This window comes from Halorussus sp. MSC15.2 (assembly GCF_010747475.1).
In the GTDB taxonomy this organism is placed as follows: domain Archaea; phylum Halobacteriota; class Halobacteria; order Halobacteriales; family Haladaptataceae; genus Halorussus.
The window spans coordinates 60,199-78,799 of record NZ_VSLZ01000005.1 but is presented as its reverse complement, the minus strand read 5'-3'; the positions used below and the strand labels follow the sequence as shown (position 1 = coordinate 78,799).

General features: G+C 66.4%; 19 protein-coding genes. 10 read left to right on the top strand and 9 right to left on the bottom strand.

Features of this window, described 5'->3' with window-relative positions:
• Positions 1-53 precede the first annotated feature (53 nt).
• From FXF75_RS17245 to FXF75_RS17225, 5 genes are all read left to right on the top strand, one after another.
• On the top strand, positions 54-2,150 hold the full coding sequence (locus FXF75_RS17245; protein WP_163523090.1) for a minichromosome maintenance protein MCM: 2,097 nt from the start codon (positions 54-56) through the stop codon (positions 2,148-2,150).
• Positions 2,151-2,155: 5 nt separating this feature from the next.
• Positions 2,156-2,434 carry a hypothetical protein gene (locus FXF75_RS17240; RefSeq protein ID WP_163523089.1) on the top strand — a complete coding sequence of 93 codons (279 nt, stop codon included), beginning with the start codon at positions 2,156-2,158 and terminating at the stop codon, positions 2,432-2,434.
• A 118-nt stretch (positions 2,435-2,552) separates the two neighbouring features.
• Complete coding sequence (locus tag FXF75_RS17235) at positions 2,553-3,188, top strand: DUF835 domain-containing protein (protein WP_240334755.1); 636 nt, start codon at positions 2,553-2,555, stop codon at positions 3,186-3,188.
• 93 nt (positions 3,189-3,281) lie between these two features.
• Positions 3,282-3,620, top strand: a complete 339-nt coding sequence (locus FXF75_RS17230; protein ID WP_163523088.1) for a hypothetical protein — start codon at positions 3,282-3,284, stop codon at positions 3,618-3,620.
• The gene (locus FXF75_RS17225; RefSeq protein WP_163523087.1) at positions 3,617-4,522 is read left to right on the top strand and encodes a hypothetical protein; all 906 of its coding nucleotides are present in this window, start codon (positions 3,617-3,619) and stop codon (positions 4,520-4,522) included. The genes FXF75_RS17230 and FXF75_RS17225 overlap by 4 nt, the downstream gene beginning before the upstream one ends.
• 21 nt (positions 4,523-4,543) lie before the next feature.
• On the opposite strand, the gene FXF75_RS17220 is transcribed toward FXF75_RS17225, so the two are convergent.
• Positions 4,544-5,257, bottom strand: coding sequence for a hypothetical protein (locus tag FXF75_RS17220; RefSeq protein ID WP_163523086.1), 714 nt, complete (start codon positions 5,255-5,257; stop codon positions 4,544-4,546).
• On the opposite strand from FXF75_RS17220, the gene FXF75_RS17215 reads away from it, so the two are divergent.
• Positions 5,217-5,897 carry an AAA family ATPase gene (locus FXF75_RS17215; protein WP_163523085.1) on the top strand — a complete coding sequence of 227 codons (681 nt, stop codon included), beginning with the start codon at positions 5,217-5,219 and terminating at the stop codon, positions 5,895-5,897. The two genes, FXF75_RS17220 and FXF75_RS17215, sit on opposite strands and share 41 nt — an antisense overlap.
• Here the strand turns inward: FXF75_RS17215 and FXF75_RS17210 are convergent.
• Positions 5,886-6,761 carry a transcription initiation factor IIB family protein gene (locus tag FXF75_RS17210; RefSeq protein WP_163523084.1) on the bottom strand — a complete coding sequence of 292 codons (876 nt, stop codon included), beginning with the start codon at positions 6,759-6,761 and terminating at the stop codon, positions 5,886-5,888. The genes FXF75_RS17215 and FXF75_RS17210 overlap by 12 nt on opposite strands.
• A 172-nt stretch (positions 6,762-6,933) precedes the next feature.
• On the opposite strand from FXF75_RS17210, the gene FXF75_RS17205 reads away from it, so the two are divergent.
• Positions 6,934-7,458 carry a hypothetical protein gene (locus FXF75_RS17205; protein WP_163523083.1) on the top strand — a complete coding sequence of 175 codons (525 nt, stop codon included), beginning with the start codon at positions 6,934-6,936 and terminating at the stop codon, positions 7,456-7,458.
• Between the two features lie 15 nt (positions 7,459-7,473).
• On the opposite strand, the gene FXF75_RS17200 is transcribed toward FXF75_RS17205, so the two are convergent.
• The 5 genes from FXF75_RS17200 to FXF75_RS17180 all read right to left on the bottom strand — a co-directional run bounded on the left by FXF75_RS17200 (position 7,474) and on the right by FXF75_RS17180 (position 11,225).
• On the bottom strand, positions 7,474-7,899 hold the full coding sequence (locus tag FXF75_RS17200; RefSeq protein WP_163523082.1) for a hypothetical protein: 426 nt from the start codon (positions 7,897-7,899) through the stop codon (positions 7,474-7,476).
• Positions 7,900-7,981: 82 nt separating this feature from the next.
• Entirely contained in the window at positions 7,982-8,821 is an 840-nt protein-coding gene (locus tag FXF75_RS17195; protein ID WP_163523081.1) for a hypothetical protein, read from the bottom strand.
• A gap of 223 nt (positions 8,822-9,044) precedes the next feature.
• Entirely contained in the window at positions 9,045-9,833 is a 789-nt protein-coding gene (locus FXF75_RS17190) for an AAA family ATPase (protein WP_163523080.1), read from the bottom strand.
• 92 nt (positions 9,834-9,925) lie between these two features.
• A complete protein-coding gene (locus tag FXF75_RS17185) occupies positions 9,926-10,357 on the bottom strand; it encodes an HIT family protein (RefSeq protein WP_163523079.1) in 432 nt (143 codons plus the stop codon).
• Between the two features lie 85 nt (positions 10,358-10,442).
• The gene (locus FXF75_RS17180; RefSeq protein WP_163523078.1) at positions 10,443-11,225 is read right to left on the bottom strand and encodes a winged helix-turn-helix domain-containing protein; all 783 of its coding nucleotides are present in this window, start codon (positions 11,223-11,225) and stop codon (positions 10,443-10,445) included.
• 130 nt (positions 11,226-11,355) lie between these two features.
• On the opposite strand from FXF75_RS17180, the gene FXF75_RS17175 reads away from it, so the two are divergent.
• Entirely contained in the window at positions 11,356-12,006 is a 651-nt protein-coding gene (locus FXF75_RS17175; RefSeq protein ID WP_163523077.1) for an HAD family hydrolase, read from the top strand.
• Positions 12,007-12,046: 40 nt separating this feature from the next.
• Here FXF75_RS17175 and FXF75_RS17170 read toward each other — a convergent pair whose 3' ends face one another.
• The gene (locus tag FXF75_RS17170) at positions 12,047-13,006 is read right to left on the bottom strand and encodes a TIGR03885 family FMN-dependent LLM class oxidoreductase (protein ID WP_163523076.1); all 960 of its coding nucleotides are present in this window, start codon (positions 13,004-13,006) and stop codon (positions 12,047-12,049) included.
• A gap of 15 nt (positions 13,007-13,021) precedes the next feature.
• Positions 13,022-13,390, bottom strand: a complete 369-nt coding sequence (locus tag FXF75_RS17165; RefSeq protein ID WP_163523075.1) for a sensory rhodopsin transducer — start codon at positions 13,388-13,390, stop codon at positions 13,022-13,024.
• A gap of 105 nt (positions 13,391-13,495) precedes the next feature.
• Between FXF75_RS17165 and FXF75_RS17160 the strand changes: the two genes are divergently transcribed.
• Together FXF75_RS17160 and ileS are read left to right on the top strand one after the other, a co-directional pair.
• A complete protein-coding gene (locus tag FXF75_RS17160; RefSeq protein WP_163523074.1) occupies positions 13,496-15,166 on the top strand; it encodes an alpha-amylase family protein in 1,671 nt (556 codons plus the stop codon).
• Between the two features lie 122 nt (positions 15,167-15,288).
• Complete coding sequence (ileS, locus tag FXF75_RS17155; protein ID WP_163523073.1) at positions 15,289-18,486, top strand: isoleucine--tRNA ligase; 3,198 nt, start codon at positions 15,289-15,291, stop codon at positions 18,484-18,486.
• The last annotated feature ends 115 nt before the right edge of the window (positions 18,487-18,601 follow it).

Genomic DNA, 18,601 nt, shown 5'->3' with positions numbered 1-18,601 from the left:
TCCGCTCTGCTTTACGAAGGTTCTTATCGAAGGAAGAACTACGAGTTCCTTGAATGGCTCGCGCGGAGAACACGGAGCTGATTGATAACTTCGAGCAGTTCTACCGGCGGTACTACAGCGACGAAATCGGCGAACTCGCCCAGAACTATCCGAACGAACAGCGCTCGCTCCACGTCGATTGGACCGACCTCTATCGGTACGACGCCGACCTCGCAGACGACTTCGTCTCGAAACCCGAGCAATTGCGCGAGTACGCCGAGGAAGCGCTCCGCCTCTACGACCTCCCGGTGGACGTGAGTCTGGGGCAGGCCCACGTCCGAATCGAGAATCTGGACCAGCAGACCGACATCCGCGAGATTCGCGCCCGGCACGTCAACACGCTGGTCAGCGTGCAGGGCATCGTCCGGAAGGCGACCGACGTCCGACCCAAGATTCAGGAGGCCGCCTTCGAGTGCCAGCGCTGCGGCACGCTGACGTACATCCCCCAGAGCAGCGGCGACTTTCAGGAACCCCACGAGTGTCAGGGCTGTGAGCGACAGGGACCGTTCCAGATAAACTTCGACCAGTCCGAGTTCGTTGACTCCCAGAAGCTCCGGATTCAGGAGAGTCCCGAAGGACTCCGCGGCGGCGAGACGCCGAAGAGCCTCGACGTTCACATCGAGGACGACATCACCGGCGATGTGACGCCCGGCGACCACGTCAGGGTCACCGGCATCCTCCACCTCGAACAGCAGGGCAGCGAGCAGGACAAGTCCGCGGTGTTCGACGTGTACATGGACGGCATCTCGGTGACCATCGAGGACGAGGAGTTCGAGGAGATGGACATCACCGACGAGGACAAGAAGGAAATCGTCGAACTCTCCCAAAAGGACGACATCTACGAGCAGATGGTCGATTCGATGGCCCCGGCCATCTACGGCTACGACGAGGAGAAACTGGCGATGATTCTCCAGTTGTTCTCTGGCGTGACCAAGCACCTCCCCGACGAGTCCCGGATTCGGGGCGACCTCCACATGCTGTTGATAGGGGACCCCGGTACGGGTAAGTCGCAGATGATTTCGTACGTCCAGAACATCGCGCCGCGCTCGGTGTACACCTCCGGGAAGGGGTCCTCGTCCGCCGGTCTCACCGCCGCCGCGGTTCGCGACGACTTCGGCGACGGCCAGCAGTGGACCCTCGAAGCGGGTGCGCTCGTCCTCGCGGACAAGGGCATCGCCGCGGTGGACGAACTCGACAAGATGGCCCCGGACGACAGGAGCGCGATGCACGAGGCGCTCGAACAGCAGAAGATTTCGGTGTCGAAGGCCGGCATCAACGCCACCCTCAAATCCCGATGCTCGCTGCTCGGGGCCGCGAACCCCAAGTACGGCCGGTTCGACCAGTACGAACCCATCGGCGAGCAGATAGACCTCGAACCGGCGCTCATCTCGCGGTTCGACCTCATCTTCACCGTCACCGACCAACCCGACGAGGAGGAGGACAAGCGACTGGCCGAACACATCCTGCAGACGAACTACGCGGGGCAGTTGAACACCCAGCGCACGGAGATGAGCGCGCCGAACATCTCGCAGGCGGAAGTGGACAACGAGACCCAAGAGGTCGCGCCCGCCATCGAACCCGACCTCCTGCGGAAGTACATCGCCTACTCGAAGCGCAACTGCTTCCCGACGATGACCGACGAGGCGATGGAGCGCATCCGGGACTTCTACGTGGACCTCCGGACGAAGGGGGCCGACGAGGACGCGCCCGTCCCCGTGACCGCCCGGAAACTGGAGGCGCTGGTCCGTCTCGCGGAGGCTAGCGCCCGCGTCCGCCTCTCGGACGAGGTGAAAATCGAGGACGCCGAGCGCTCCGTGCGAATCACTCGCTCGTGTCTCCAAGACATCGGCGTGGACCCCGAGACCGGACAGTTCGACGCCGACGTGGTCGAGACCGGCCAGTCGAAGTCCCAGCGAGACCGCATCAAGAACCTGAAACAGCTCATCGGCGAAATCGAGGAGGACTACGAGGAGGGCGCGCCGGTGGACGAGGTGATGGCTCGCGCCGACGAAATCGGCATGGAGCAGTCGAAGGCCGAACACGAGATAGACAAACTCAAACAGAAGGGCGAGGTATACGAACCCTCGACCGACCACCTGCGGACGACCTGAGGTCCATGGACCGAATCTCCGCCCTCCGAAACGTCGAGGACGCGCTGGCCGACTTCGAGTCGGGCGAGACCGACCTCGGCGCGACCGAGCGTCGCGTCGTGAACGTGCTGCGGACCTACGCCACCGAATTCGAGGACGGGGACCTGACCGCCTATCGCGCTTCGGGTGCCGAACCCGCCGACGGTCTCGTGGTCGTCGCCGAGTCGCCCGCCCAGGCCCGAGAGCGCGTGAACGAGCGACTCGACCCGGCCGACGTGACGTTCGAAGTCGAGCAACTCGACTGATAGGTCACTAATCGGGTAATTCAGAGGGGAAAATAAATAAACTAGGTTCCCTTAGGAAAACTCGTTCAGACGGACCGCTACATCGCGGCCGAAACGGAGCAAAACTACGAGTACACTGATGCAAACCAAGGGTCACGACGAAGACGAGTCGTTCGAATCCGACCTCGCGCAGGGAGACTGCGTCCTGCTACTCGCGCCGTCGATTCACTCGGCGACCGAGGACGCGTGTCTCGACCTCCTCGCGTTCGACGACGCTTCGGAAGAGAACGTCCTGTGGGTCACGTACACTCGGTCGCCGGACACGTGTATCCGTGACTGGCTCACACGCACGGGGGAGCGTCCCCGGAACATGCGATTAGTGAGTGTCGGCGATACGACTCGCTCGGCGACGGCCCGCGCCGGTAGCGACACCACTTCAGCGACGGGCGACGAGGTCGTCGAGACGCTGTCGAACCCGGGCGACCTGACGGGTCTCGGAATCAAACTGAGCGAAATTCTCCGAGAGTGGGACGCGCTCGACGGGCGGACCGTCGCTTGCTTCGACTCGCTGACCGCCCTGCTCCAGTACGCCGACCTCCAGACCGTCTACAAGTTCCTTCACGTGCTGACCGGTCGGTTCGCCGCGGCCGACGTGACCGCGCACTTCCACCTCGACCCCGACGCGTGCGACACCCAGACCGTCAGTACGCTCACGTCCCTGTTCGACACCGTGGTCGAGTTCGACGACGGCGAGTGGAGCGTGCGAAGTCGATAACTGCCCGTCGGTCGTCCGAGTTCGGCAACTTCCGGTTGATACTCGAAGACAGATGCCGTAATTTTATACCGATGCGGGAGGAAATCTACCGCCGTGCTGTTGGTCGTCACGTACTCGCAGGCCGCGCGCCAGACCCTCCGAAACGTCTGTAACGGACACGAAGAGACGGTCGTCCAGCGGTTCGGCCGGGCAGCACTGCTGGAGGCGACCCAACTGGGTGCGTTCTTGGCGCTCCGTCTCCGGGCCAAGCACGCCGCCGACGTACAGGTCGAGCAGACCGCGCCGTTCAACGAGTTCGAAGCCGTGTCCGAACGAGTTCGGAACGCGGCCACCGCCTACGAGGACCGCGAGCACCCGAGCACGCCGTACGCCAAGTTCGCCGTCGGAACCGACCATCCGGACCTCGACTCGATGCGCGACGCCAAGCTATGAAGGTTCGCGTCGCCGGAGCGGTTCGGACCGGTCGGGCGATGGACCTTCGGCGTCTCTTCCACTCTCACGCCGAGGACGTCGGCGAATCGCGGTCTGAGGCTCTCTCCTTACGCGACGTCGCCCGTGAAGTTCGTGGCGATGGCGGCCGAGACTTCGACCGTGACTGTACCGTCGGGAGCGACTGCGGTGGCGAGTACGATGGCGCGCTCGCTATCGACTGCCCGGACCCCGGTCCCGTCCACGACCACGTCGGCGTGATTCGCGCCGAGATGGACCTCTCGGTCCGGCCCGCACTCGCGGCGGCCGCCCGAACGCGGGGCCACACTGCACCGCAGGCCGACGAACTCGCCGCAGTTCGGGACCGCCGCGACGCGCTCGACGTGCCGGAACTCGACCTCGAACGCGCTCGCCGCCGAGTCGCGGACGCCAACGACGCCACAGAGGAGATGCGCGAGCGCGTCGCCACCCTCCGCGGTCGGGTGCAGGCGCTCCGCGACGCCGACGCGGACCCCACCGACGCGGAGGCCGACCTCGCCGAGGCGACTCGCCGCCTCTCGGAGGTCCAGACCGAGCGCATCGCGGCCGAGCAGGCACTGACCGAGGCCCGCGAACGAGCGCGGGCTAACCGCCAGCGCAGACGCGAGCGTCTCCGACTCGCGGACCGCGCGGACAACCTCCGGCGGGCCGCCCGCGAACACCTCGCCGACGAGGTACGGAGCGCGTTCGCCGACGCCCGTGACGCTGTTCCGGACGGCGACATCGGGGAGTCGGTCGAGTCGGCGCTCGCCGTCGCCCGCGTGGCGGCGTACGACGCCCCGGTCGTGCTGGCCCGCGAGACCGACCCCTTCGAGAGCGCGGCCGAGGCCGCCGAGTGGCTGGACGGTCCCGTGATTCGACTCTAGCACGCTCCTCGCCCAACTTTATCACCGAGGACGCGACGAACCCCGGCCATGGTCGAACTCGACTGCCGCGCCGAGTCGCACGCCGGAGTCACGCTCGTGGAACTCGTCGTCCGGAACCCGTCGGCCACCGCCCGCCGTGTCAGGGTCGGGAACCGCCTCGACGGTCCGGTCTGGCCACCCCGCCGCGAAGGCGTTCCCGCCGCGGGGTGGGACGACGGCGGGTTCGAGGGCGTCGTCGCGGCCGAGGACCGGCGGGCGCTGGGATACGCGAGTCCCGCGTCCGCCGAGTCCGCGGTCGAACTCGAATCCTCGACCGAGGCCGAACCACCGTCCGAAAGTCGTCCTCCGGCCGAACTCGTCTGGACCGAACGCGCCGGAGAATCCGAGTGCGAGGCCGACCCCGACACCTTCGGGGACGACGCGACTCCCGAGGGCGTCGTCCGTGCGCTCGGAGACCCCCGACCGCCCGCCGACGCCGTTCCCGCCGCGGAGTCGAACCCCGAGCGTGAGTCGCCGACTTCGCAACCGCCGATACCCGACGCGGTCGAAGTGTGGCTCTCGGCCGTCGAAGCGCGCTCCGACGGTGAGACCGACTCGGTCGCGCCCCCGCGACGACGCCCGACGACCGGGACGCGCTCGCGGCCGTCGCTCGTCGCGTCGAGCGTCTTCGGGACCGGCCCTCGCGGAGGTCGCCGTGATACTGGCCGTCGCAGGCGGGAAAGGCGGCGTCGGCAAGTCCACCGTCGCGCTCAATCTCGGCGCGGAACTCGATGCCGTGGTCGTGGACGCCGACCTCGCCATGGCCGACCTCGCCGCGCGGCGCGGCCCGGACCTCCACGACGTACTGGCCGACCGGGCCGACCCCCTCGAAGCAGTTCGCGAGGGCGGTCCCGTGCGCCTGCTCCCGTGCGGTCGTACGCTCGCCGGAGCGCGCGCCGGGGACGTGACCGGTCTCGTCGCGGCGGTCGAAGCGGTCGAAGACGCCTACGAGACCGTCGTCGTAGACTGTCCCGCGGGGATGGCCGCCGACGCGGGGATGCCTCTGCTCGCGGGAGACGCGACCGTCCTCGTCACGTCGCCCCGCGAGTTCGCGCTGGCCGACGCCCTCCGGACGCGTGAACTCGCCCGCGAACTCGACGCGGGACTGGCCGCCGTCGCGCTCAACCGGACCGGCGACCGGCCGCCGACCGAACGCGTCCGCCGGGCGCTCGGTGCGCCGGTCGTGCCGATTCCCGACGACGAACGCGTTCGCCGGGCACAGCGCAACTGCTCGCCGGTATCGGCGTTCGCGACGGGGAGCCACGTCGCTGAGCGCTTCGTCGAACTCGCAGAAGAGACACGTCTCGCGACCGAAGAACAGTCGTCAGTCCTGTAGGTCCCGGTACGACGACCGGAGCGTCACGGCGGTCACGTCGGCCACCTCGGCGGCCTCCTTCTGGGTCATCCGGTGGCGCGTCCCGCGTGCCACGGTGTAGAGACACGCCGCGGCGAACCCGCCGGGGTTCCGGCCAGAGACCAGATTCTCCTCGTAGCCCCGTTCGACCAGTTCGGCCGCCTCGCGCTCGATGTCGGTCGGCAGGCCGAGTCTGCTGGCGAACCGCGGCAGGTACTCTTTCGGGTCGATGGGACCGGTCGGCAGTCCGAGTTCGCGGTTCATCGCGTCGTACGCCGTCTTGAGTTCGCCGCGTCTCGCCCGCGCCACCTCCAGCACTTCGTCGAGCGTACGGGAGACCGAGGCGGTCCGACAGGTCGCGTACACCGCGGCGGCCGTGAACCCCTCCAGCGACCGCCCCCGGAGCAGGTCCTCGGACTGGGCCGACTCGAACAGGACGCAGGCCCGGTCCCGGACGTTCCGCGAGAGGTCGAGCGCGCTCACGAGTCGCCGAATCTCGGTAAACGCGTAGACCTGATTTCGCTCCGTCTTCGACCCGATTTTGGAGCGCTCGTGGTGCTTGCGCATCCGCGCGACTCGCCGTCGCTTGCGCCCCGTCAACCGCAAGTCGCCGTCGTGGCCGATTTCGGTCGTCAGTCCGCGGTCGTGGCGCGACCGGGTGAGGGGCGCGCCGGTGCGCTTCTCGGAGGTGTCGTCGTCCTCGAACGACCGCCACTCCGGGCCGCGGTCGATGCGGTCCTCCGAGACGACGAGACCGCAGTCCGTACAGACAGTCTCGTCGCTGTCGGGAGTCAGTCGGCCGTCGCATTCGGGGCAGGTTCGTGCCGTCGCGTGTGCTTCGCTCATTACAGTCGAAACTTCGCCCGATATCGTATTTAAAGGAAGGCCGGAGCGGTGCGAAACCTCCCGCTCTCCGCCGAGGAACGTACCGGTAATCGGTAGGCTCTGCCGACCGTGGCGTTATCGATTCCGATTCTCAACGGCCGAATTTAAGTCGATGACGTGACAATCTCCTCGCATGCCGCTCTCGGACATCGCCGACGGTCTGGAAGTCACCACCGAGCAGCGCGACCGCGGCGTCGCCTCGGTGGACGCCACGGCGACCAGCGACGCCGACCTCCGAGAGCGACTCGCCGAGTTCGCCGACGACCTACCCTGTGACGCCGCCTCCGCGGCCGTGATAGTCGAAGGTCACACTTCCGGCCGGTCGGTCGGCGACAGCGCCCACGAGGCGGGGGTCGCCCCGATGACCGCGGCCAAGACGCTCCACCTGCTGGGGTGCGAGGGCGTCTCCCCGCTGACGACCGAGGCCCACCGGATTATCGGTGATTGGCTCTCGGCCGACCTCTCGCGGACCGAGGCACGCGAACTTTCAGGCGCGAACGAGACGGAGTTCGCGCTGGCGACGTTCGTCGAGACTCACGACCCGATTCCGGGCGCGAGCGACCTCGTGGAGGGGGCGTTCGCCCGCGACGGGGACGCCGCGGTCGCGAAACGCGACGCGCTGGCCGGGACGATGAGCGGCACTGGCGAACTCCTTTGAGACGCTCTCGTCGGGTTACGTCTCCACGTACACGTGTTGGCAGTTTCCTTTCACCTCGACGCTGGGGGCTGACCCCGACGGTCCGCGAATCCACACCTCGACGCCGGCCCAGTTGTCCCCGGAACAGTCGGGGTTCGGCCATTGTCTCTCGAACTCCCTCCCGTCTACAGTGACGAGTACGGTGGAGGGGTCGCTCGACTCCGGAAACGTGGCGTCTTCGTGGGCCTCGTTCGACTCGGACATCGTGTACGACCGCTCGAAGAGCGTCTCGCCAGCGTCGTTCCGGACGACGACGTTCACGTCTCGCGTGACCGCTTGGTCCACGTGGTACACCGAAACGGTGTGTGCCGGGGTGCGCGTGGTCCCCGACAGGCGGTCTAGACAACCTGCGCTCCCGATGCTGGCGACTAACGCGGCTTCGAGTAGTTGACGCCGCTTCATGTTCTCACGAACGTATTACCGGGTAGTATCATTTTTAATGTAGCGGCCGGTCGGTCAAAATATAGCGTCTCGGCGATTCCGCTCAGTCGAGGGTTGCCTCGGACTGGTCGAGGGTCATCAGGGTGTCGCCGTCTCCTTCGGTTCCCGTCTTCTCCTGATTCACGTTGGTATCGACCGAGTAGCTCACCGAGATTCCGGCCGGGAACGAGACGCCGAACGACGAGTTGACCTCCACGTCCGTCCACGTGTGCATGTACTGGCCGAAGACCTCCCGCTCGCTGGCGCTGTAGTCGCCGATGGGTTCGATGTTCAGCCCGCAGTAGAGTCGGTCACCGTCACCGGCCGACACGTCGTTCACGGAGTAGGCGACGCCGTCGTTGTTGTTGTCGTCCTCCGTCGAGACGTTGCTACTGGTGTAGGTCGTCTCGCTCAGGGAGTTGGAGTAGTAGTCCCACGCGCTGTCGGTGTAGTAGAGCGCGGCCCCGTCGTTTGGTTGCTGGCCGTAGTCGCTGTTTTCGAGCTTGTACGTCCACTCCATGTCGATGGTGTAGATGGTGTTGTTGGAGTTGGTGTACAGCGTGAAGTCCAAGCAGATGTCACAATAGCTTCCGCCGTCGACGTTGCTGAATTCGTTGGTGGAGATTCCGTCCTCGCCCTCGATGGCCATCGGCTTCCGCACGGTGGCGTAGTCGATGCCCTGCTTCCGGAGGAACCGGAGCATCGCCTGTCGGCCCTGCTTCTCGCGAATCTCGTTGGCCGCCCGCTGTATCGCGATGTACTTCTGGTTCGGGTCCGCCGCCGAGACGGTCCCGAGGACACCGGTTCCGGTGACGGCCGCGCCCGCCGCTCCGAGTGCTTTGAGGGCCGTCCGCCGGTTTACCGTTTCGTTACGTCCACGCCCGGATTCGTTTTCCTTCGTCATGCTGCAGTCAAAAATTAATAACTCTGCGGTTAAGGCCTTATATTTCTAATATATAGTGGTGAATAAAATATGTTGGCCGGTCCCGACTAGAAGGACGCCTGCCGCAAACCCGAGAGACGGCCGTCTCCCTCCTCCTTGAACTTTCGGCAACAGGGCAGAGACGGTCCGCGCTCGCCCCGTCAGAGTGGCGACGGAGTGTCGCTCCGGAAGTCGCGGACTGCCGTCAAGAGAGCGCGTCCGGCAGCAACTCCTCGGCGTCGAAGTCGAGTAGTCCCGATTCCTCGAACTCCAGTCCTAGTTCGGCGTCGAAGACGACCTCCGCGACGTGAGCGACCGCGGGCGCGAAGGCCGTTTCCGGGTCCGGGGCGCTGGCCGGAACCCCCTCGACGGTCCGCACTTCGCTCTCCGGAACTGCGGCGTCCGCGCTCCGGACCGGATGCTCGGGTTCGGCGCGGTTGGCAACTACGGCGTCCACGCTCGCACCCACGTCGGCGACCCGGCCGCGAGCGCGCTGGAGCGCGTCCACGCCACGCTCGCTCGCGGGTGCGACGACCGCGACACACTCGGCCGCGGTAACCGCGGCGACGGCCTGATTCGACGCGACGGGCGGCGCGTCCACCAGCACGTGGTCGTACGCCGAGGCGGTCTCGCCGAGCAGGGTCTCGAACCGCCGGGCGGCGTCGGTGGTTTTCGCGCGAGCCAGTCGCTCGAAGGGCGCGTGGGCCGGACAGAGTGCGAGTCGGCCCGCGAGGTCGGCGGTCGCGGGGTGTTCTCGGAGACCCTCCGCGGGCAGTCGGTCAGCTTGGACCGTTTCGTCCTCGGTCAGGAGCGCGGTCACGTCGGCGTCGATGCGGCCCGAGACGTGGCGAGCGAGTCCCTCGGTGGCGAACGCGGCGTCGAGAATCGCCACTTCGCGGCCGTCGCGGGCCAGCGTCGCCCCGAGTTCGACGGCGAGTCGGGTCGTGCCCGCGCCGCCGGTCGCGCCGACGAGCGCGGCAGTCGAGTAGGCCATTGGTTCGAGGTTGCTACGGCTTGATATAAAAGAGTGCGCTTCGGTCGAGTCCCCCGGACGACGGTTCGCTGCGACGGTCCCACTCGCGCCGTTCAGTCGCGCTGGCTGTGAATCTCCTCGGCTATTTCGTCCAGTTCATCCTCGGTGAGGTCCGGGCGCTTGCCCGCGACCGCGTGAATCGGGTTCCCGCCGTCGCCCTCGAACCGCGGGATGATGTGGCCGTGGACGTGGGGAACTTCCTGTCCGGCGGCCTCGCCGTTGTTGAACGCGACGTTGGTCCCGTCGGCGTCCACGGCGTGTTCGACCGCGGTGTTGAGGCGGTGGAGCGCGCCGAAGACGTGGGCGGCCACGTCTTCTGGCGTCTCTTCGAGCGTCTCGTGGTGTTCCTTCGGGATGACGAGCGTGTGGCCCGGCGCGAGCGGATTCGCGTCGAGGAAGGCCATCGCGGTGTCGTCCTCGAAGACGGTTCGACTCGGGATGTCGCCTTCGACTATCTGGCAGAAGATGCAGTCGTCTCGACTCATGCTGTATCGTGGCGGTTCGACGGCGCGGCGTATAAGCTTGAGGCTACCGTCCGTCGGGAACTCTCTCGCTTCTGCGGAGGGTTCCTCAGCGAGGTATCGACGCCGCCTCGACTTCGTCGTACTTCGCTTCGGCCCACTCCAGCAGTTCCGGTTGCGACGGTGCCTCCAGCACCGAATGCGTTCGCATCCGTTCGTCGAACGCCCCGAGCAGAACCGTCTCGTCGACGATTCCGAGCGCGTACTCCGGTACCGCGCTCGCTTCGCGGAGCGTCACGTCGTCGGCCGCTTCGAGCGTCGCGAACGTCTCGTCGTAATCGGGATTCGCCGATTCGTACGCGGTGGGCGGTGCGATGACGTCGAGGGTCAACTGTTCGGGGACACAATCACGGAGCGTTTCGAGGTAGAGCGGATTGAGCGTCGGCACGAACCCTTTCACGCTCGTCGCGTCCATCACGTTCCGTCGGACGTGGTAGAGCGGTTCGAACGGGGTGTCTGTCGTGGACACCGTCACGTCACACGACCGTAACGAGTCCGTCTCGACGGGAAGTTCGGTCGGAAAACGCTCGAAGAACGGACCGAGCGACGCCGCGAGTTCGACCGTCGAGAGCGCGTCTTCGACCGCTTTGAAAGCGAGTTCCCCGGCAACGGTTATCTCGTATCGGTTCTCCGTGACCTCGTGAGAGACGTATCCCTGCTCTTCGAGGGCGGTGAGGTTTCGCTGGAGTGTCGAGCGAGGGAGGTCCAAATCCTCTCCCAGCGCGTCCGGCGGTGCCGTGTTCGTGGAGAGTGACCGCAACAGGCGGACGCGATTCGGTGACGCGGTCAGGAACCCGAGTCGCTCTAGCGCAGCCTCGGCGGGGTTCTCCATGGCTCTGCCCTCAAATGTATGATACTTGCGTGTTTCGGTACGGCGCGTTCACCCCGTGAGCGTCGCTCACCCCCTGAACGCCTCCCACCGGATAGCGTTTTACGTCTCGAAGAGAGACCATCCGGACACGATGACCTACGACGCGGTACTGTTCGATTGCGACGGCGTCATCGCGGAGATGCCCGACCGAGAGACCATGACGGACGCGATGGGGCGCGTCCAGCGACGGTTCGAACTGTCCGCCCCGCCGGAGAATATCGTCGCCGACTTCTTCCGGGGGAACCTCTCGGCCATCACCGACCGCTGTCGGGCGGCCGACATCGACCGCGACACCTTCTGCACGGAGGCCGCGCGGGAGGCGATTCGGGCGCAACTGTCCGAGATTCGGTCCGGCGTCCGTTCGCACTACGACGACGTCACCGCGATTTGCGACCTGGACTACTCGCTCGGTATCGTCAGTGACAACCACCCCCGCGTGCTCTCGTTTCTGCTGCGTCAGTTCGACCTGACGGATTGCTTCGAGACGGTCCACGGCTGTCGGTTCACGCCGTCGGGACTCGAACGCCGCAAACCCGACCCGCAGAACATCGAGACCGCGATGGAGACGCTCGACGCCGACACCGCCCTGTACGTCGGCGACCGCCCGGTAGACGTCAAGGCGGCCGACAACGCCGGTATCGACTCCGCGCTCCTGCGACGCGAGCGCCGGCCCGAGCGCGAGGTGGCGGTCTCACCGACCTACGAGCTATCGACCCTCTGGCGACTCCCAGACGTCCTCTGAGTGCGGTTCGGTTTCCACGGCGTCGCCCGTCCGACGCGGTTCACTCGAACTCCGGCAGCACCCGCTCGCCGAACGCGTCCACGAACTGCTCCTGCTCCCGGTTGACGTTGTGTAGGAACACCTTCTCCACGTCGAGCGCGAGGTCCTCGCGCAACCACTCGACGTGCCGGTCGAGGTCGGCCGACACTCGGACGTTCTCCTTCACCTCCTCTCTGGTGACCGTCTCGCCCACCGCGTCGTACTGCTCGGTGGTGCGGAGGTTCTGGGTCACAGGTCCGGGCACGCAGTTCGTCCGCCACTGGTCGTACGCGCCCTCCAGCGCCGTCTCCTCGTCCTCGGCGTAGGACAGTTGGACCTTGAGGTAGACCGGGGCGTCGGGCGCTCGCTCCCGGAACGCTTCGATGCGGCGCTGCAGCGACTCGTGGTCGGTCGTGGCGACCGTGACCATGCCGTCGGCCCACTCCGCGAGCCAGCGGGCGGTCTGCTCCGACAGCGCCGCGCCGACGAGGGGCGGCGCTGTGTCGGGCAGGGTGTGGAGTCGGGCGTCTTCCACTGTAACCTGCCCGTGGTGAGTCACCGTCTCGCCGTCCCAGAGCCGTCGCATGACCTCGGCGCACGCTTCGAGTCGCGCGTTCCGTTCGTCCTTCCCCGGCCACCTCTCGCCGGTCACGTGTTCGTTGAGCAACTCGCCGCTGCCGACCGACAGCCAGAACCGCTCGGGGTACATCGACCGGAGCGTCGCCGCGGCCTGCGCGACGATGGTCGGGTGGTAGCGGTACCCCGGCGCGTTCACGGTGCCGAACGTCATCGACGTGGTCTCCATCGCCGCGCCCAGCCACGACCAGACGAACCCCGCCTCGCCCTGCCGCTCGCTCCACGGGTGGAAGTGGTCCGACGCGAGGACGTCCGTGAACCCCGCCTCCTCGGCGCGCCTGACGTACTCCAGGAGGTCGCTGGGCGCGAACTGCTCGTGGGAGGCGTGGTAACCGATGTCAGTCATCAGTTCGCTCCCGTTCTACTCGGCCCCGTACGGAACCGTCGTCAGCAGCGCGTTCTCAGCCTGTCGCGAGTCGAGGCGGGTGTGCTGGCAGACTATCGGCACATTGGACTCGACGACGCTGGCGAACGGCGTCCCCTTCGGAATTGGTTCGGGGTCGTCGAGTCCGTTGAACCGGACGTGCTTCGTGCGCTCGGCGGGCACCGTCACCTCGTAGGGACCGACCGGGTCCTCGTCGGTGTAGTAGACAGTTATCTCGACGTGCGCGTCCTCGCCGGTCGCGTTCAGGACGCAGACGGTCTCGTGGCTGGTCATCTCGGGTTCCGGACCGTGGCTCGTTTCGGGGACGTACCCCTCCGCGATGGCCCATCGCTTCTTCCCGACCATGCTATTCCCCCACGCGTCTCTCGGTGGACAGTCGCATAAAAGTCGTGGCGGCCGTCGATGCCGCCACAGAGAACTTACCACTCAGTCCCGTACACGTAGCGAACGATGGGGGGAAGCGACCACTGGTACAAGAACAGCGTCGTCTACGCCGTCGACGTCAAACGGTTCGACGACTCCGACGGCGACGGCGTCGGCGACTTCCACGGTCTCACGGACCGACTGGACTACCTCTCGCGACTCGGCGTAGACTGCATCTGGCTCCTCCCGTTCTTCCCGAGTCCGATGCGCGACAACGGCTACGACGTGGCCGACTACTACGGAATCGACGACCGACTCGGCACGCTGGGCGACTTCGCCGAGTTCCTCCACGGGGCCGAGAACCGCGGCATCCGCGTCCTCGTGGACCTCGTGGTCAACCACACGTCGGACCAGCATCCGTGGTTCCAGAAGGCCCGCGAGGACCCCGACTCGAAGTACCGCGACTACTACGCTTGGACCGACGACCCCGAATCGGCGTCGGTCGACGCCGAGACGATATTCCCCGGGCAAGAGGAGAGCGTCTGGACCTACGACGAAGTCGCCGACGCCTACTACTTCCACCGCTTCTACGACTACGAACCCGGTCTGAACCTCTCGAACCCGGACGTGCGTCAGGAGATACGCAATATCATGGGATTCTGGCTCCGACTTGGCGTGGACGGGTTCCGCCTCGACGCCGCCTCCCACATGGTCGAAGCGAAGGGCCTCGAATCCACGAGACCCGACGACCCGCACGGAATCGTGCGCAACTTCCGTAGCTTCGTGACCAAGCGCAAGGGCGACGCCGTCCTCCTCGGCGAGGTGGACGAGGAACCGCGCCGACTCGGCGAGTTCTTCGGCGACGGTGACGAACTCAACCTGCTGTTCAACTTCCTGCTCGACAACTACCTGTTTCTGGGTCTCGCCCGCGAGAACGTCGAACCCGTCGTCGAGGGACTGCGACTGCTCCCCTCGGTGCCGACCGAAGGCCAGTGGCTTAACTTCCTGCGCAACCTCGACGAGTTGGACCTCGAACGCCTCACCGAGTCCGAGCGCCGGGACGTGTTCGAGGCGTTCGCGCCCGAGGAGAACATGCGCATCTTCGGCCGGGGCATCCGCCGCCGACTCGCGCCGATGCTCGACGACGGGCGGCAACTCCGACTCGCCTACAGTCTCCTGTTCTCGCTACCGGGGACACCGATGGTCGTCTACGGCGACGAAATCGGGATGGGCGACGACCTCTCGCTGGCGGGGCGCGACGCCGTGCGCACGCCGATGCAGTGGTCGTCCGAGGTGAACGCCGGGTTCTCGGACGCGCCCGCCGAGCAACTCGTCGCGCCGGTGGTGGACGAGGGAGAGTACGGCTACGAGAACGTGAACGTGTTGGACCAGCAGTTCGACCCGGACTCGCTGTTCAACTGGGTACAGCGACTCGTCCACCTCCGGAAGCAGAATCCGGAAGTCGGTTGGGGGGAGTTCGACCTCGTGGAGACGACGCCGCCGGGCGTGATGGTCCACCGGTGTACGTGGGACGGGCGGAGCGTCGTGGCGGTCCACAATCTCGCCGACGAGGAGACGACGGTCTCGTTCGAGTTACCCGAAACCACCCAACTCGTGGACATGTTCGCCGACCGCGACTACGAACCGCTCGACGGGACGACCCACGAGTTCGCGGTCTCGCCCTACGGCTACCGGTGGCTCCGCGGCGCTCGCGGCGAACCGTCTCGCTTCGACGAGTGGGACAGTACCGGCCAGTAGTCGGTCGGCGGAGGTAGGTCGCGACCCGGAGGGGACCACGAGTCCATCGACACTGCGTCTGCCCGCGCAGACGCGACTGCACAACCGAACCCGATTTAACTTCGGGGAAGAACACAACAGGTATGAGCAGGTTCGGCGAAGTCGCGGACCAGTACGAACCCCACGAGGTCGAAGACCGGGTGTTCGACTACTGGGACGACGTGGACGCCTACCGAAAGGCCAAGGAGCATCGCGCCGACGGGGAGCCGTACTTCTTCGTGGACGGGCCGCCGTACACCTCCGGAGCGGCCCACATGGGCACGACGTGGAACAAGACGCTGAAGGACGCCTACATCCGCTACCTGCGGATGCAGGGCCACGACGTGACCGACCGGCCGGGCTACGACATGCACGGCCTGCCCATCGAGACGAAAGTCGAGGAGCGACTCGGCTTCGAGAACAAGAAGGACATCGAGGAGTTCGGCGAGGAGAACTTCATTCAGGAGTGCAAGCAGTTCGCCGAGGAGCAGTTGGAGGGGCTTCAGGAGGACTTCAAGTCCTTCGGCGTCTGGATGGACTGGGACGACCCCTACAAGACGGTGAACCCCGAGTACATGGAGGCCGCGTGGTGGGGCTTCGAGCAGGCCCACGAGCGCGGACTTGTCGAGCAGGGCCAGCGCTCCATCTCCCAGTGCCCGCGCTGTGAGACCGCCATCGCCAACAACGAGGTCGAGTACGAGGACGTCGAGGACCCCTCCATCTACGTCAAGTTCCCCCTGCGCGAGCGCGAGGGACACCTCGTCATCTGGACCACGACCCCGTGGACCATCCCCGCCAACACCTTCGTCGCGGTGGACGGCGACGTGACCTACCAGCAGGTCCGCGCGACCAGAGACGGCGAGGAAGAAGTGCTCTATCTCGCGGACGGTTGCGTCGAGGAGGTCCTGAAGAAGGGCCGCTACGACGACTACGAGGTCGAAGACGAGTTCACCGGCGAGGAGATGGTCGGTTGGGAGTACGACCACCCGCTCGACGAGGAGGTCCCCGACCACGCCACCGGCGAGGACGCCCTACAGGTCTACACCGCCGACTACGTGGAAGTGGACCGCACCGGTCTCGTCCACTCCGCGCCGGGCCACGGTGAGGAGGACTTCGAGCGCGGCACGGAACTCGGTCTCGACATCTTCTGTCCGGTCGGGAGCGACGGGGTCTACGGCGACTCCGCCGGGAAGTACGCCGGACAGTACGTCAAGGACGCCGACGAGGACATCGTCGCCGACCTCGAAGCGAAGGGGCTGATGCTCTCGTCGGGCACCGTGACCCACAGTTACGGCCACTGTTGGCGCTGTGACACGGGTATCATCCAGATAGTCACCGACCAGTGGTTCATCACCATCACCGACATCAAGGACGAACTGCTCGACAACGTCGAGGACAGCCAGTGGCACCCCGAATGGGCGCGGGACAACCGCTTCCGCGACTTCGTGGAGGACGCGCCCGACTGGAACGTCTCGCGCCAGCGCTACTGGGGCATCCCCATCCCCATCTGGACGCCGGAGAACTGGGACGGCGGGATGGACGACGTGGTCGTCGTCGGCACTCGCGAGGAACTGGCCGAGCGCGTCGACCAGGACGTGGACCCCGAGGACGTGGACCTCCACAAGGGGACGGTAGACGACCTCACCATCACCGAGGACGGCACGACCTACACTCGCGTCGACGACGTGTTCGACGTGTGGCTCGACTCCTCGGTCGCCTCGTGGGGTACCCTGAACTACCCGAGCGAGCAAGAGCAGTTCGAGGAACTCTGGCCCGCCGACCTCATCATGGAGGCCCACGACCAGACCCGCGGGTGGTTCTGGTCGCAACTCGGCATGGGCACCGCCGCCGTCGGCGAAGTCCCCTACGACGACGTCGTGATGCACGGGTGGGCGCTCGCCGAGGACGGCCGGAAGATGTCGAAGTCCATCGGCAACATCGTCGCGCCCGACGAGGCCATCGAGCGCCACGGCGCGGACCCGATGCGCACGTTCCTCCTCCACCAGAACCCGCAGGGCGACGACATGCGGTTCTCGTGGGACGAGATGCAGAACATGCAGCGGGACCTCAACATCCTCTGGAACGTGTTCCGGTTCCCGCTGCCGTACATGCGTCTCGACGACTTCGACCCGGACGAGACGACCCTCGAAGCGGTGGACGAGGACCTCGAACTCGTGGACGAGTGGGTGCTGGCGCGCCTCCAGTCGGTCGTCGGCGAGATGACCGACCACTGGGAGGAGTTCCGACAGGACAAGGCGCTGGAGGTCCTGCTGGAGTTCGTCGTCGAGGACGTGTCGCGGTTCTACATTCAGGTGGTCCGCGAGCGCATGTGGGAGGAGGACGACAGCGCGAGCAAGCAGGCGGCGTACGCCACCTTCTACGAGGTGCTGTCGAAACTCGCCACGCTGTTCGCGCCCTACGCTCCGTTTGTCGCCGAGGAGGTCTACCAGAACCTCACCGGCGACTCGGGCTACGACACGGTCCACATGTGCGACTGGCCCGAGGCCGACGAGTACTGGGCCGACGAGCAGTTGGAGACCGACGTGGCGCTCCTGCGGGCCGTCGAGGAGGCCGGGTCGAACGCCCGCCAGCAGGCCGAGCGCAAGCTCCGCTGGCCGGTCACGCGCGTCGTCGTCAACGCAGACGACGACCGCACGGTGGAAGCCGTCGAGCGCCACCGCGACCTGCTGGCCGACCGCCTCAACGCCCGCGAGATTCAGGTCGTCGCGCCCGGCGACGACTGGGGCGAACTCCAGTACAGCGCCGAGGCCGACATGAGCGTCCTCGGCCCGGCGTTCGGCGACGACGCCGGACGCGTCATGCAGGCGCTCAACGCCGCCCGCGTCGAGGAACCCAGCCTCGACGCGCTCGAAGCGGCGGTCGAGTCCGAGACCGGCATGGACGTGGACCTGACCGACGAGATGGTCGAGTTCGTCACTCAGACGCCCGAGGGCGTCACGGGCGTCGGCTTCGACACCGACGGCGACCGGCGCGGCGTCGTCTACGTGGACACCGAACTCACCGAGGACATCGAGAGCGAGGGCTACGCCCGCGAGGTCATCCGACGCGTGCAGGAGATGCGCAAGCAGATGGACCTCGACATCGAGGAGCGCGTCCGCGTCGAACTCGACGTGGACGACGAGCGCGTGGCCGACCTCGTGGCCGAGCGCATTGACCTCGTGAAGGGCGAGGTCCGCGCCGACGAGGTGGGCGACGTGGAGGACGGCCACCGGAAGACGTGGGACGTGGAAGGCGTCGAGATGGAGATTGCCGTCGCGCCGCTGGCGGAAGCCGAGGCGTAGGGTCGGAGCCGACGGAGTCCCGCCGTTTCGGCTCCGGCGGCTCTCGGAGGGGGTGAAGTTCGAGTAAGCGAGGGCGTACTTGCCGTTTTGGAGATATCCGCGAGTGGCTATCTAG

Excerpts from the sequence above, each read along its gene's own strand:
- FXF75_RS17190 (WP_163523080.1), bottom strand. The coding sequence starts at position 9,833 with ATGGCCTACTCGACTGCCGCGCTCGTCGGCGCGACCGGCGGCGCGGGC.
- FXF75_RS17195 (WP_163523081.1), bottom strand. The coding sequence starts at position 8,821 with ATGACGAAGGAAAACGAATCCGGGCGTGGACGTAACGAAACGGTAAAC.
- FXF75_RS17245 (WP_163523090.1), top strand. The coding sequence starts at position 54 with ATGGCTCGCGCGGAGAACACGGAGCTGATTGATAACTTCGAGCAGTTC.
- FXF75_RS17240 (WP_163523089.1), top strand. The coding sequence starts at position 2,156 with ATGGACCGAATCTCCGCCCTCCGAAACGTCGAGGACGCGCTGGCCGAC.
- FXF75_RS17205 (WP_163523083.1), top strand. The coding sequence starts at position 6,934 with ATGCCGCTCTCGGACATCGCCGACGGTCTGGAAGTCACCACCGAGCAG.
- FXF75_RS17175 (WP_163523077.1), top strand. The coding sequence starts at position 11,356 with ATGACCTACGACGCGGTACTGTTCGATTGCGACGGCGTCATCGCGGAG.
- FXF75_RS17165 (WP_163523075.1), bottom strand. The coding sequence starts at position 13,390 with ATGGTCGGGAAGAAGCGATGGGCCATCGCGGAGGGGTACGTCCCCGAA.
- FXF75_RS17160 (WP_163523074.1), top strand. The coding sequence starts at position 13,496 with ATGGGGGGAAGCGACCACTGGTACAAGAACAGCGTCGTCTACGCCGTC.
- ileS (WP_163523073.1), top strand. The coding sequence starts at position 15,289 with ATGAGCAGGTTCGGCGAAGTCGCGGACCAGTACGAACCCCACGAGGTC.
- FXF75_RS17210 (WP_163523084.1), bottom strand. The coding sequence starts at position 6,761 with ATGAGCGAAGCACACGCGACGGCACGAACCTGCCCCGAATGCGACGGC.
- FXF75_RS17235 (WP_240334755.1), top strand. The coding sequence starts at position 2,553 with ATGCAAACCAAGGGTCACGACGAAGACGAGTCGTTCGAATCCGACCTC.
- FXF75_RS17180 (WP_163523078.1), bottom strand. The coding sequence starts at position 11,225 with ATGGAGAACCCCGCCGAGGCTGCGCTAGAGCGACTCGGGTTCCTGACC.
- FXF75_RS17225 (WP_163523087.1), top strand. The coding sequence starts at position 3,617 with ATGAAGGTTCGCGTCGCCGGAGCGGTTCGGACCGGTCGGGCGATGGAC.
- FXF75_RS17185 (WP_163523079.1), bottom strand. The coding sequence starts at position 10,357 with ATGAGTCGAGACGACTGCATCTTCTGCCAGATAGTCGAAGGCGACATC.
- FXF75_RS17200 (WP_163523082.1), bottom strand. The coding sequence starts at position 7,899 with ATGAAGCGGCGTCAACTACTCGAAGCCGCGTTAGTCGCCAGCATCGGG.
- FXF75_RS17170 (WP_163523076.1), bottom strand. The coding sequence starts at position 13,006 with ATGACTGACATCGGTTACCACGCCTCCCACGAGCAGTTCGCGCCCAGC.